This is a genomic window from Pseudomonas sp. SWI7 (assembly GCF_006351945.1).
Taxonomy (GTDB): Bacteria; Pseudomonadota; Gammaproteobacteria; order Pseudomonadales; family Pseudomonadaceae; genus Aquipseudomonas; species Aquipseudomonas fulva.
In genome coordinates, this window is record NZ_CP040930.1 from 2,898,972 (window position 1) to 2,912,636 (window position 13,665).

The 13,665-nt window shown below is 62.9% G+C and carries 12 protein-coding genes; 5 read left to right on the forward strand and 7 right to left on the reverse strand.

The features are described 5' to 3' along the window. Nucleotides 1–13: 13 nt before the first annotated feature. The 7 genes from FH041_RS13345 to FH041_RS13375 form a co-directional block, all read right to left on the reverse strand. Nucleotides 14–469 carry an HlyD family efflux transporter periplasmic adaptor subunit gene (locus FH041_RS13345; RefSeq protein WP_088522907.1) on the reverse strand — a complete coding sequence of 152 codons (456 nt, stop codon included), beginning with the start codon at nt 467–469 and terminating at the stop codon, nt 14–16. Continuing rightward, nucleotides 430–1,227, reverse strand: a complete 798-nt coding sequence (locus tag FH041_RS13350) for an HlyD family secretion protein (protein ID WP_165919225.1) — start codon at nt 1,225–1,227, stop codon at nt 430–432. The genes FH041_RS13345 and FH041_RS13350 overlap by 40 nt, the downstream gene beginning before the upstream one ends. Further along, nucleotides 1,220–2,644 (reverse strand): TolC family protein, encoded by a 1,425-nt coding sequence (locus FH041_RS13355; protein WP_088522906.1) that lies wholly within the window; start codon nt 2,642–2,644, stop codon nt 1,220–1,222. Before FH041_RS13355 ends, FH041_RS13350 begins: the two co-directional genes overlap by 8 nt. Next, nucleotides 2,634–3,803 carry an ABC transporter permease gene (locus tag FH041_RS13360; protein WP_088522905.1) on the reverse strand — a complete coding sequence of 390 codons (1,170 nt, stop codon included), beginning with the start codon at nt 3,801–3,803 and terminating at the stop codon, nt 2,634–2,636. The genes FH041_RS13355 and FH041_RS13360 overlap by 11 nt, the downstream gene beginning before the upstream one ends. Continuing rightward, on the reverse strand, nt 3,796–4,461 hold the full coding sequence (locus FH041_RS13365) for an ABC transporter ATP-binding protein (RefSeq protein WP_059183313.1): 666 nt from the start codon (nt 4,459–4,461) through the stop codon (nt 3,796–3,798). Before FH041_RS13365 ends, FH041_RS13360 begins: the two co-directional genes overlap by 8 nt. Beyond that, complete coding sequence (locus FH041_RS13370) at nt 4,458–5,240, reverse strand: hypothetical protein (protein WP_140174692.1); 783 nt, start codon at nt 5,238–5,240, stop codon at nt 4,458–4,460. Before FH041_RS13370 ends, FH041_RS13365 begins: the two co-directional genes overlap by 4 nt. An 88-nt stretch (nt 5,241–5,328) precedes the next feature. Then, nucleotides 5,329–5,766, reverse strand: coding sequence for a hypothetical protein (locus FH041_RS13375; protein ID WP_028687189.1), 438 nt, complete (start codon nt 5,764–5,766; stop codon nt 5,329–5,331). 902 nt (nt 5,767–6,668) lie between these two features. Between FH041_RS13375 and FH041_RS13380 the strand changes: the two genes are divergently transcribed. From FH041_RS13380 to FH041_RS13400, 5 genes are all read left to right on the forward strand, one after another. Beyond that, nucleotides 6,669–7,985: a nucleotide sugar dehydrogenase gene (locus FH041_RS13380; RefSeq protein WP_023534285.1), complete on the forward strand. Its 1,317-nt coding sequence runs from the start codon at nt 6,669–6,671 to the stop codon at nt 7,983–7,985. 69 nt (nt 7,986–8,054) lie between these two features. Continuing rightward, entirely contained in the window at nt 8,055–9,536 is a 1,482-nt protein-coding gene (alg8, locus tag FH041_RS13385) for a mannuronan synthase (RefSeq protein WP_161780414.1), read from the forward strand. 36 nt (nt 9,537–9,572) lie between these two features. After that, entirely contained in the window at nt 9,573–10,739 is a 1,167-nt protein-coding gene (locus tag FH041_RS13390) for an alginate biosynthesis protein Alg44 (protein WP_140174694.1), read from the forward strand. Between the two features lie 19 nt (nt 10,740–10,758). Beyond that, on the forward strand, nt 10,759–12,192 hold the full coding sequence (gene algK, locus FH041_RS13395) for an alginate biosynthesis TPR repeat lipoprotein AlgK (protein WP_059184115.1): 1,434 nt from the start codon (nt 10,759–10,761) through the stop codon (nt 12,190–12,192). After that, nucleotides 12,189–13,664, forward strand: a complete 1,476-nt coding sequence (locus tag FH041_RS13400) for an alginate export family protein (protein WP_059183317.1) — start codon at nt 12,189–12,191, stop codon at nt 13,662–13,664. The genes algK and FH041_RS13400 overlap by 4 nt, the downstream gene beginning before the upstream one ends. Nucleotide 13,665: the final 1 nt, after the last annotated feature.

Below are 13,665 nucleotides of genomic sequence, written 5' to 3' on the forward strand. Positions count from 1 at the left end.
GCGCAACGGGTCGTCAGGGCAGCCTGATGTACCCTGCCCCCAGTCCTGACACTTCGAGCCCTTGCGGCCCTATGCCTTCCACACTGACGGGCATTTCGCTCGGCGCTTGACCAGGGTCCTCACGAAACCACACAAAGGGCTCACCTGCGCCGTTGCGCTGCAGCGCCTCCGGCGGGATGACCCACGCCTGGGCCTTGCTCGAGATACGTATGTCCACCTGCGCGCTCATGCCCAGGCGCAAGCCGGAGCGGGCCGGCTCGGCGGGTAGCTCGAGTTCGGCTACCACCTCATACCAGGCCCCTGCGCCATCCAGCGCCCTGGGTTGCTGAGCAATGGGGCCGAGTTTGCCTTCAAGGCGCTGCCCGGCCACGGTGACCCGCGCGTGCTGCCCTTGCTGTACGTTGGGCAAGTCCTGCTCCTCGACCGTTGCTAACACCTGCAAGCGGTCCAGGCCGATGAGCTCGAGCATTGGCACGCCGCGGGCGACGTGTTGCCCAGCTGCAAGGGCACGACGTGATTGACGCCTGCGGTCTTGGCAGGAACGACAATGCCGCTCAAAGGCGCGATGACGGTGCGTTGCCCATGCAGCGCGAGCAGCGCACGGTGCTGAGTTTCAGCGTTCAGCAGCTCCATACGGGCAATCTGAAGGGCGTCACCTTGACCCTGTGCAAGGGTCTGGTCCAGCGCCTGCTCGGCCTCGAGTACCGCCTGCACGTGCATGTCGACCAACTGGGTCAGGCTGCGAACTTCCATACCCGCGACGATGCCGCGTTCGAAAAGGCGCCGGTTTTCTTCCAGGTTGAGCTGACTCGTGGACAGCGCGCTGCGGGCACTGCTCAGGTTCCGTTTCGCCCTGGCCACCTCGGGACCGGTGGCCCAGTGCTCCAGTGCGCCCATGTGGCGGCGGGCTTTCAACCAGGCCGCCTGGGCCAGGCGCAATTCGATGTCGAGCTGTGCAGTATCGAGGGTGAACAGTGGGTCACCCGCGCCTACCTTCTGCCCAGGCTGTACCATAACCGCTGCCACGCGTCCCTCGAAAGGCGCATTCATCGTCACCTGACGCGCAGCCTGGAGGCGACCGACCAAGCCCAGTCGTTGCTCGAGCGTTTGCGGCGCGATGCGCACCCATCGCGCCGCCTCAGGTTGCACCGAGCGAGCCCCCTGAAACCACACGCCGAATCCGACACTCAGCAACAGCAGCAGCAGACCGTTGCGCCTGTTAGTCATGGAGGACAACCCCCCAACGCTCGAGGGTCGTGCCCAGCAGCAGGTCAAGGCTTGTCTGACCATTGAGATAGGCGATAGCCGCATCCAGACGCGCATGCTGGGCGTAGCGAAGGTCGTTTTCGAAGCTCAGGACCTCGAAGTTGCTTGAGCGGCCAAGCGACAGTTTCTCCTGCTCGACGATAAGCTTGCGCCGGGATAATGCCAGCGCCCGGCCGGCTATCTGCAACTGTCGCCATCGCCCCTGAATATCCTTCACAGCGTTGAAGACTTCGCGTTGCAGCTGTTGGTCGGTTTCGGCCTGGCCCAGAGCATGTTCTTGCAGCGCAACCTGCGTGCGCACCTGAGCTTGTCGCAATTGAAGGTCACCGATGGGAATCGCCAGCTCCAGCCCAACGTAATGCTGCCAGCTGGCCCCCAGGCCGGGCTTTTCGTGGGCTTGCCCAGCGCCGGCAACCAGCGACAGGTCCCAGCGCTGCTGGTCCTTGGCCAACAGCAGGTCCACGGCAAGCTGCTCGCCTGTGAGTCGCAGCATGAGGTAGGCCGGTTGCTGAGCCTTGGCCCGGGCGAGCGCGCGGGTAGCGTCAAGGTGTACCTGGCGTGGCTCGATCTCATCCACAGCCAGCAGTGGCGTGCTCAAGTCAATGGCCAACGCCTGGGCCAGTGCCAGGCGACTTTCCTCCAGTTGCCGATGACTGTTCTCCCGAGCCAACTCCTGGGTCGCCACTTCGGCCTGCGTCTGGACAATGTCGAACGCGGCCATGCGGCCGGTTTCGATGAGCGCCCGGTTCACGTCGACCAAACGCCGGGCACGCTGCAAGGCCTGGTCGGCGATCGTTTGCTGCTCCTGGGCACGGAGCAAGGCTCGATAGAGCAGGATGACCTGACTGATGGTCTGCCCAACGGTTTCCCGCAGGGCCAATCGGTTGAGCTGCTCGGACAATTGCGCCTGACGCAAGGGGGCAGTGGCGACAGCCACGCCAGCGCCCCGCAGCAAGGGCTGGACCACCGTCAGGTTCGTCCCGTCCCGTTGGCGGGGCCGCTGGCCCTGCATCTCGCTGTGGTCATAAGACCAGTCAAGGTCCAGGCGGGTACCGTAGGGAGTCAGCAGGCTGGCGCCAGGTATGAGCTGTCCTTCGCGCTGGCGGTCGTTCTGGTCGCGGTGACGCAGGTAGCGCGCCTTGAGCAGCAACTGCGGGGCGTATCGATCGCGCGCCACGCGCAGGTCGAACCTGTCCGCCACACGTTTGAGGTGGGCGCTTCGAATGGCACGGTTTTCACGCAATGCCAAGGCCACGGCATCATTGAGTTGAAGCGGCACTGGATCAGTCCGGGCCAGTGCCAACGCGCTGACCGCATCTGCCCGGGCTGCGATGGGAAGGGACAACACCCAGGCCAGCGCCAGCCAACTAGTCTTCACGCAGCGCCTCCACCGGCTGCAACCTTGCTGCCGCAAGCGCTGGGTATACCCCGCAGGCAACCCCTACGGCCACTGAACTGACCATGCCAAGCGGGACGGCGCCCAACGCTAGCCCAGATGGCCACCCGGACAGCAGGGCAAAAACCCAAGCGGCCAATACGCCGATCAAGGCCCCGCCAACCGCCCCCGTGCCTGACAGCAACACGGCTTCGAGCAGAAATGACCAGCCGATATCGTGTGCCCGCGCACCCAACGCGAGGCGAATACCGATTTCCCGGCGTCGTTCGGCCACAGTCATGAGCATGACGTTCATCACCCCGATACCGCCCAGCAACAGTGCGATGCCGGCAAACCCGGCCAACAGCCACGTGAGCATTTGCGATTGGGCGGTCATGCCCGCCAACAGTTGGCTGGGCAACCTGACGAGCACCTGGTGCCGCGGCAATTGCATCTGCAGGTAGGCGGACAGATGATCGGCTGCCAACGTCAGGGATTGCGTGTCGCGCCCCAATGCCAGTATCAGGCTCACCTCCGGTGTCGGCATCAATCGGCGCATGCCTGCCAATGGCATCCACACGGCCTGGTCGAGCATGACCGGCAACAGCGGGTTGTCACCGGTCGCCACCAACAGGCCAACGACGTCATACACGTACCCGCCTATCTGCAACCGATCGCCCGTCTTGGCGTCCAGCTGCCTGGCCAGGAAACTGCCCAGCACCACGTGGGTTGCCTTGTCGTCATGCCCCGATAGCAAGCGGCCTTCGTCCACGCCTAGCCTCAACAACCTGGCAAGACCGGCGCCGCTGCCGACGATCATCGCCTCCTGCTGCAGGCCGCCACGGCGAACGCTGGCCGCCGCCAGGCTGATCGCGACGCCAGCCTGTACGGATGCCGGCATGGCGGTCAGATCAGGTTCGGCTCGCGGGCCTGCAGCACCCTCGCGTTGCACTTCAGCGACCATCAGCTCACTGCCAAGGCCTTCATAGAACTGCCGCGCATGCTGCGCTGCGCTGTGCCCCATGTTCAGCAACGCGACCACCGACGCGCAGCCGATGCCGATACCCAACAGTGCCAGCCAGGCACGACGCCCCATTAGCCGCACGTTGTCCATTGCCTCGCTCAGACGTTGCTGCCAGCCAGGGCCGTAGGGCTCATGCATCGGTCAGTCTGCCTTGATCGACGCGCACACGGCGCTGCAGCCTGTGTGCCACCTTGGCATCATGGGTGACCACCAGCAAGGTCGTGCCTCTTTCCTGGTTGAGGGTCAGCAGCAGGTGCAGCACCTGCTCACCGGTCTGGGCGTCAAGGCTCCCGGTGGGCTCGTCGGCCACCAGCAGGCTCGGCTCGGTCACCAACGCACGCGCGATCGCCACACGTTGGCGCTGACCACCGGACATCTCGGCGGGCCGCTTGCCCGCCTGGCTGGCAAGGCCTACGGCACGCAATTGCACCTCGGCGTGCTGGCGGGCAACGGGCAAGCGCAGCCCTCGATACGATAGCGGCAACGCCACGTTGTCCAGGGCGCACAACCGCGGCAGCAGGTTGAAACTCTGGAAAACGAAGCCGATCAGGCGGTTGCGCATCACGGCGCGCTGGTCGGCGCTGGCGCCTGTCATGTCGGTACCGCCGATCCATACCTGGCCTGCGCACGGGCGGTCTAGCAGCCCGATCAGGTTCAGCAACGTGCTCTTGCCCGAACCGGACGGGCCGATGACAGCGCACGTCTGCCCGCTGGGGATCAGCAGGTCGATGCCTTGAAGCACCGGCACGTCACCCTGAAACCGGCTGACATTGCACAGCTGTACGGCGGGCATCATGCGGGCTTGCCTGGTTCGTCAGGGCCTTCGAGCGGCGGGTGATCCTTCTTTGCCTGGTCTTCAAGCTTGCGGGCGGTTTTCAGGAGGGTGTCTATCAGAGAATCGGCTTCATCGCCGCGCGGTGGGTCGGTTTTGCCTATCATCAGGGTCATGTTGACTTCGTAGTTGCCGAAGCCTGCTTCCAGAATGGGCGGCAACGCCTTGTAAGTTGCAATAATTTCCCGGGTTGTCTCATCTTGATACCCCGTCTGCTGGTATTCGGCGTTCAATTTATCGACCATCGCCCGGGACCACACTTCATAGCGCTTGCCTAACTCTCTGCTTGCGGCGAGGCGCTCGTTGTGGGTGAAATCGCCGCCTTCGTCGTAACCGATCAGAGCGAGCTGTTCAATTGTCAGTCTCCGGAAAGGATTACTCCCCTTTCCGTTCAGAAAATCCGTGGCTTGCCTTGCCCTTGCCAATAACTCGGGATCCTCCGTGTCTGGGACATGTGCGTCGTGAAGGGGCTTGGTAAGCCTGTATGCACTTCCGCCTAGCTCCATCTGTATCTTGGATGCCAGAGTAGCCAGCTCTTGCCGACTAAGCTGACTGTCACGCGCAGCCGCCCGCTGAGCGGCACTGGCAAGTTGTTTGGCCAACGGCGAAAGATCAAGGGACGCTTGGCGAGTCGCACCTGAGCTTACCGCGGCCTCTTGTTTTTTGGGGGCTGGATGGGTAGGGGCGCGCGTAAAAGCAACCCCACGGATCGAACCAGCAGAAAAATCACTTATTTTTGGCATCGGCAATTACTCACTTTTTAAAGTTTCGCGAATATCCCAAGGGCTCGCATGGCTTGAAACAACAGGCCATGCGAGTCTTTTTAGCCGCTTACTTCATGGTGAATTCAGCCTTCCAGGCATAATTTGCGCTGAATCCAGAGTTCACTGCCGTGCACGTTGCCCCACCGGAAGGGGTTGCAGTCTTGTTCCATTTAGGCTGTTTGATGCCACCGGACATCATCATCACAAACGTAGTGCTGAACGCACAGGTTTTACGCCCTGCCGCATATCGCAACATGGCGCCGTTGGTGTCGGGGCTCACCAATCGTTGCACGCTAAAGGTAATCGACGAGCCGGGCTGTACCTCCTGAAGTGGTGCGGGCCTGGCAATCTGATACGTACTGGTCTCGTTCGCATTGGTCAGCTGGAGTTTCACCGACTCGGTTCCAAGATTTCTGAACGTCACTTCAACGGGTGGTCCGGCAAGGGCTGGAGCCGCTGCCAGCATGACGGCGGTGGCAGACAGGATTCGCATGCAGTTCTTCATCGTTTCAAGCCTCGTCTCTTCCATGTGGTTAGGGAGCAGACGCCTGCGTGGGCCGGCCACGCATGGACTGCGACGATCCTTCGTTCACAGCCGCCGATGACGACGTCTAGCCACGTTGGCGGCCCGGTGCTGAAAAACCTTAGGAAGCGAAGGGCCTTCAAGCGTTACGAAATATGGCGAGAAATCGTGAAACCCAGCCGTAAAGGACTGTTTATTGACGTCAATAAATAAACACCGGTCCAAAAAATCTCAGATTGCCACCATCGCTCAGGCCGATTTTTTTAGTTTTTTTTCGCACCCGACGCTCATGCTGGCATATAAACATCTCGAAACATTTTCGCCCTTTATATACCGAGGTCAAACCGCCTCGTGCCATCAATTTGAAATTGTATGACCCTCGCGAAATACTGAAAAAACCCGCATACGAATGAATCTCAGGCCGGAACTTCTCTCAACCCTACTGCTCATAGGTGCCGTAACGATTTTGCTGTTCGTAGGTTGTAAGAGATGGCCTAAAGATAAATTCCCATACCGGAAAGTTGCCAGCATCTCGATATCAAACCCTGGCAATAAAATGTCGCGCCCAGCACGTCAATAATGGCCACGCCCAGCGCGGGTAATTGAACGCTATGGTTTTTATTTTAAATAGCACACCCAGCGACCCGGCACCTGTACATAAACATGAACAGACGTGCCGACCGCACCCAAGTACTTTCTAAGCGTGGCTCAAATGGGCGTGCTCAACTAAGCACTTTAAACGCATACGTTTAATGTTGAATGTGATTGCCTGGGGCGATGCCGATAATCGCCACGCCCCCGTGCGCCCTGAATTTGTTGTTAATCAACCCCACTCGGCACCTGCAAGTACAAGTGCCAGCGTGATAACACACGAGGTGATAGCGATGCGTATCAGCATCTTTGGTTTGGGTTATGTAGGTGCCGTCTGTGCAGGTTGCCTGACTGCACGTGGCCATGACGTAATTGGCGTCGATGTCTCGGCCACCAAGATCGACTTGATCAACCAGGGTAAGTCGCCCATCGTCGAACCAGGCCTGGAGGCGCTGTTGCAGCAGGGCATCGCCAATGGCCGCCTGCGGGGGACCACCGACTTTGCCGAGGCCATCCGGGCCAGCGATGTGTCGATGATCTGCGTGGGCACCCCCAGCAAGAAGAATGGCGACCTGGGCCTTGAGTACATCGAATCGGTGTGCCGCGAGATCGGTTTCGTGCTGCGTGAAAAAGCCAGCCGCCACACCATCGTGGTACGCAGTACCGTGTTGCCGGGCACCGTGAAGAACGTGGTAATACCGCTGCTCGAAGACTGCTCCGGCAAACGTGCCGGCATCGACTTCGGCGTCGCAGTCAACCCTGAGTTCCTGCGGGAGAGCACGGCCATCAAGGACTACGACCATCCGCCGATGACCGTCATCGGTGAGCTCGACAGCGCCAGTGGCGACGTGCTCCAGGCGCTCTACGAAGAACTCGATGCACCTGTCATCCGCAAGTCGGTCGAAGTGGCCGAGATGATCAAGTACACCTGCAACGTGTGGCATGCCACCAAGGTGACCTTCGCCAACGAGATCGGCAACATCGCCAAGGCCGTGGGCGTCGATGGCCGCGAAGTGATGGAAGTGGTCTGCCAGGACAAGGCGCTGAACCTGTCCCAGTACTACCTGCGTCCCGGCTTCGCCTTCGGCGGCTCGTGCCTGCCCAAGGATGTCCGTGCACTGACCTACCGCGCCGCCAGCCTCGATGTGAAAGCGCCCCTGCTCGATTCGCTGATGCGCAGCAACGAGTCCCAGGTGCAGAACGCCTTCGACCTGATCGACAGCCACGACAAGCGCAAGGTGGCCCTGCTGGGCCTGAGCTTCAAGGCCGGCACCGATGACCTGCGTGAAAGCCCACTGGTGGAGCTGGCCGAGCGCCTGATCGGCAAGGGCTACCAGTTGGACATCTATGACGAGAACGTGCAGTACGCCCGGGTACACGGGGCGAACAAAGAGTACATCGAATCGAAGATCCCGCACGTGTCCTCGCTGCTCAATGCCGATTTCCAGAAGGTGATCGACAACGCCGACATCATCGTGCTCGGCAACCGTGACGAGCAGTTCCGCGCCCTGGCCCAGCACGCGCCGGCCGGCAAGCAAGTGATCGACCTGGTGGGCTTCATGGCCAAGCCCACCAGCCCCGATGGCCGCACCGAAGGCATCTGCTGGTAACGCCTGGCCAGGCGACGCGGTGCCCCATCCCGCGTCGCCCCTACCCTGAATTCTTCACGGATGCTGAACATGCAAAGGCTTAAGACAGCGCTGCTGCAGTGCGCCGGTTGGTTGTTCTACATGAGCCTTCTCATGCTGATCGCCCTGGCCCTGCCAGCCGACATCTTCGACCCGCAGTCCAGGCACTTCATCTTCCTGGTCGGCGCAGTTGGCATCTGGCGTTACTCCATGGGCGCCACCCACTTCATCCGTGGCATGGTCTTTCTGTACGGCGTCTATCCGTACCTGCGCCGCAAGGTGCAGAAGATGGGCCAGGCAGCCGATCCGTCCCATGTCTACCTGATGGTCACCAGCTTTCGCATCGAAGCGCTGACCACCGCCCAGGTGTACAGCTCGGTGATTCGCGAAGCGATCGACTGCGGCTTCCCCACCACCGTGGTCTGTTCGCTGGTGGAGATGTCGGACGAACTGCTGGTCAAGAGCCTGTGGGCCAGGTACAACCCGCCCCCTCATGTCACCCTGGACATCGTGCGCATCGCAGGTACCGGCAAACGCGATGGCCTTGCCTACGGCTTTCGCGCCATTTCCCGCATGCTGCCCGATGACGATGCCGTGGTGGCGGTGATCGACGGCGACACCGTGCTGGACGAGGGCGTGGTGCGCAAGACCGTGCCGTGGTTCAAGCTGTTCCCCAACGTCGGCGGCCTGACCACCAACGAGTTCTGCGAAGTGCGCGGCGGCTACATCATGAGCGAGTGGCACAAGCTGCGCTTCGCCCAGCGCCACATCAACATGTGTTCCATGGCCCTGTCCAAGCGCGTGCTGACCATGACTGGCCGCATGTCGATGTTCCGCGCCAGCGTGGTGACCAACCCCGAGTTCATCGCCGACGTGGAAAGCGACGCGTTGATGCACTGGCGCCTGGGGCGCTTCAAGTTCCTGACCGGTGACGACAAGTCCAGCTGGTTCAGCCTGATGCGCCTGGGTTACGACACGTTTTACGTGCCCGATGCGGCCATCAACACGGTCGAGCATCCGCCTGAAAAAAGCTTCTTCAAGGCCAGCCGCAAGCTGATGTACCGCTGGTACGGCAACAACCTTCGGCAGAATTCACGCGCCCTTGGGCTTGGCCTGCGCCGCCTGGGGCTGTTCACCAGCATCGTGCTGTTCGATCAGCGGGTCTCGATGTGGACCAGCCTGCTGGGCCTGACAGTGGCCCTCATCGCCAGCCTGAAATTCGGCATGGCCTACCTGCTGGTGTACCTGCTGTGGATCGGTTTCACCCGCCTGGTACTCACCTTCATGCTGCTGTGCTCGGGCCACAGCGTTGGCCCGGCCTACCCGGTGATTCTCTATTACAACCAGATCGTCGGCGCGCTGATGAAGATCTACGTGTTCTTCCGCCTCGACAAACAGTCGTGGACGCGCCAGCCCACCACCCTCAAGCGTGACCTCGCCAGCTTTCAACAATGGTTCAACACCTGGTCCTCGCGGGCCATGACCTTTTCGGCTGCCAGCCTGTTCGTCGCTGCGCTGTTCATGGTCGTGTGACCCCACCCCGGATCGGAACTAACAGGAACAACCGCCATGAATACCGCCGTGAACGTCAACGTCGTGCATGAATCCGAAGCCCAGCGCCAGCACGCACGGGTGCGCATGCCTGCCAGGCTGCGCTTTGTCGACGCCCAGGGTCAGCCCCATGAAACCAAGGTGGATGACCTGTCGGCCGGCGGCCTGAGCTTCCATAGCCCGCATCCTCTGGCCTTAGGCCAGGTGCTGCACGGCCGGTTGCAGTTCAGCGTCGATAACCTGGGGCTGTCGATGGACGTGGCGTTTCAGGTGCGCTCCTACGTCCCAGGCAGCGGTCGGGCCGGCGTGCAGTTCCAGAACCTGGAGCCGCGCGATATCGCCACCTTGCGCCACCTGATCACCAGCCACTTGTCCGGCGAGCTGATCACCGTGGGCGATGTGCTCAGCACGCTGCAACGGGACAACTTCACCAAGGCGCGCAAGCAAAAGGACGCCGGCAGCGGGCAGGGCCCCCTGGCCCGGTTCAAGGCGGTCAGCGTGACGCTGGGCGTGTTCGTGGCGGGCGTGGCAGCGTTCGGCTTCGTTGCCAAATCGCTGTATGGCCTGTACTTCGTCAGCCATGCCCAGGCCGCAGTCGTCGCCGTGCCTGTCACCACCATCACCATGCCCAGGGACGGCACCGTCAGCAGCCTGGTGCCAAGCGGCGCCCAAACGAGCAAGGGCGCCCCGCTTGCCAGCTTCAGCACCAGCATGCTGGACGTGCTCAAGGGCAGCCTGGACGACACCCAGCTCGACCCCGCCAAAATCCAGGAGCTGTTCGGCAAGCAACTGTCCGGCACCCTCACCAGCCCTTGCGATTGCATCGTCGCCCGCCAGCGTGTGGAAGACGGCCAGTACGCCGCCAAGGGCCAACCGATCTTCGAGCTGGTGCCACGCACGAGCACACCCACTGTCCAGGCCCGCTTCAGCTACCGCCAGTTCGACGAGGTCAAGCCGGGGACGCGGGTCAACTTCCAGGTGGCAGGCGAAGACCAGGTGCGCGCAGGGGAAATCGTCGCCAGCAGCAGCCTGGAACCCGACGCGCTGGCCGCCGACATCCGCGTACAGATCAAACCGGACAGCGCCCTGCCAGCGGCCCTGGCAGGCCGGCCGGTGTCGGTTGCCAGCAACCGCGGCCCTTCGCTGGACTGGCTGATCGGCAGTGCGTCGGCCCGTGGCCTGTGAGGGCGAGGTGATGACGAGCATGCCAACCTTGCCTGGGTCCAACCCACGCCCTTTCACGGCGTGCGCACTTGCCCTGACCGTGACACTGGCCGGTTGCGCCGGTCTGCCCGACCAGCGCCTGGCCAACGAAGCGCTCAAGCGCGGCGACCTGGCTGTGGCCGAACGCAACTACCAGGCACTGGCCGACCTGGGCTACAGCGATGCCCAGGTCGGGCTGGCCGACATCAAGGTGGCCACCGGTGACAGCGCCCAACGCGAGCAAGCCGAAGCCACCTACCGCGCCGCCGCTGCCACCTCGCCCCGTGCCCAGGCGCGCCTTGGCCGCCTGCTGGTGACCAAGCCGGGCAGCACCCAGGCCGAGCGCGAAGAAGCGCAAACGCTGCTCAAGCTTGCCGCCCGTCAGGGCCAGGGCAATACCCTGGTGCCACTGGCCATGCTATACCTGGCCTACCCGCAGAGCTTCCCCACCATCAACGCGCAGCAGCAGATCGAGCGGTGGCGTACCGAGGGCTACCCGGAAGCGGGCATCGCCCAGGTGCTGCTCTACCGTACGCAGGGCACTTACGACCAGCACCTGGACGAAGTGCAGAGCCTGTGCCAGGCGGGGTTGGCGACTGCCGACCTGTGCTACGTGGAGCTGGCCACCGTGTACCGCAAGCGTGGTCAGGCCGAACAGCTGACCGCCCTGATGCACCAGCTCGAATCGGCTTACGCCCGCGGGGCAGTGCCTGCCAGCCGGGTGGACAGCGTCGCTCGCGTGCTGGCCGACCGCAGCCTGGGCCAGACCGACGGGCAAGCTGCCAAGGCGTTGCTCGAACGCGTGGCACCGGCGTACCCGGCATCCTGGGTCAGCCTGGCGCAGCTGCTGTACGACTTCCCTGAACTGGGGGACACCGACCAGTTGCTGGCTTACCTGAAAAAAGGCCGTGATGCGCAGCAGCCTCGGGCGGACCTGCTGCTCGGCCGCCTGTACTACGAGGGCAAGCAGCTGCCGGCCGATGCCGAGAGCGCCGAGCGTCACCTGCTGGCCGCCGCCACGGCCGGCGAGACCAGTGCCCGCTACTACCTGGGCCAACTCTATCGCCGTGGCTACCTGGGCAACGTCGAGCCGCAGAAAGCGCTGGACAACCTGCTGGCGGCCGCACGCGGTGGCCAGGTCAGTGCCGACTATGCCCTGGCGCAGCTGTTCAGCGAGGGGCATGGCATCCGCCCGCAACCTGCCGATGCATGGGTCTTCGCGCAACTCGCCCAGGCCAACCCGACGCCCCAGTCGGCCGAGCTGTTGCAGCAGATCGAGCAGCAGCTGGCCCCCGAGGCGCGCCGCCAGGCTCAGCAGACGCTGGCGCGGGAGACCCAAGCTCGCATGGCCATGACGCCCGGCGCCAGCAATACCCTGGCCCTGGATGTGCTGCAAGACGATGAAAACGACGTAGACGGTGAGGACGCGCCATGATGCTCAACCCTTTCGTCAAAGCCGGGATCGGCCTTGGCTTTGCCTTGCTGTGGTCCTGCCCGAGCCTGGCCCAGGTCACGGCCGAACGCAATTTTGGCCTGGAAGTGAAAGTCACTGGCCAGTCCGAAGACGACCGCGACCTGGGCACCCGCCCAGGCGGTGACGTCAATGGCCTGGGCCTGGACCTGCGCCCGTGGGTCTACGGCGAGCGCGGCAACTGGAGCGCTTATGCCATGGGCCAGGCGGTCACTGCCACCGATACCATCGAAACCGATACCCTGCGCCAGAACGACGATGGCACCACCACCGACACGGGCGCAGACAGTCGTCAACCGGACAAGAGCTACCTGGCCATGCGCGAGTTCTGGGTGGGCTACAGCGGCCTGACCGCCTACCCCGGCGAGCAACTGCGACTGGGCCGGCAACGGTTGCGCAGCGACGATGGCATGTGGCGCGACACCAACATCGAAGCCCTCAACTGGACCTTCGACACCACCCTGCTCAAGGCCGACCTGGGTGTAGCCCGGCGTTTCAGCGAATACCGAACCGACCTGACCGACCTGGCCCCGCAGGACGAGGATCGTACTCACCTCTACGGCAATGTCGCTGCCCAGTGGACGCCTGGCCAGTGGGTGGGCCTGCGGGCTCATCACACCCACGACAGCGGTAGCCTGAAAAACCCCGGCCAAACCGTCGACGCCCTGGACAAGACCCGCACCGGCGACCTGACGTGGCTGGGCCTGGAGGCCAACAGCGATGCCTACAACTGGCGCAATGAGCATGACGTCAACTACTGGGGCAGCCTGACCTGGCTGACCGGCAACCGCGACACCCTCAGCAGCCGCCAGGTGGGCGACCAGCAAGTGGCCACCGGTACCCAACGCGGCGACGTCAATGCCTGGGCCACCGACCTGGGCGTACGCCTGCGCCTGAACCCGCAGTGGCAGGTGGGCGCCGCCTACGCCCGCGGCAGCGGCGGCGGTGACGAGGGCGGCAACAACTTCGAGCAGACCGGCCTTGAAAGCAACCGCTCCAACTTCACCGGCACCCGATCGCGTGTGCATCGCTTTGGCGAGGCCTTTCGTGGCGAGTTGGGCAACCTGCAGGCCGCCACCTTGTTCGCCTCCTGGCAGCTGCGCGACGACTACGACGCAAGCTTCCTCTACCACAGGTTCTGGCGAGTGGACGGTGCGCAGAACATAGGCTCGAGCGGCATCAACGCCGTAGTCAACGACAACGGCATCAACCGGCCCTTGGTCGAGGGTGAGAAAGACCTTGGCCAGGAAATGGACGTGGTCGTGACCAAGTACTTCAAGCAAGGCCTGCTCCCCGCCTCGATGAGCCAGGCGATCGACGAGCCTTCGGCTCTGGTTCGCCTGCGTGCTGGGGTATTCAAGCCGGGCGATGCCTACGGCAAAGAGGCAGACAGCTACATGCACCGCGCCTTCGTCGACGTGATCTGGCGTTTCTGAG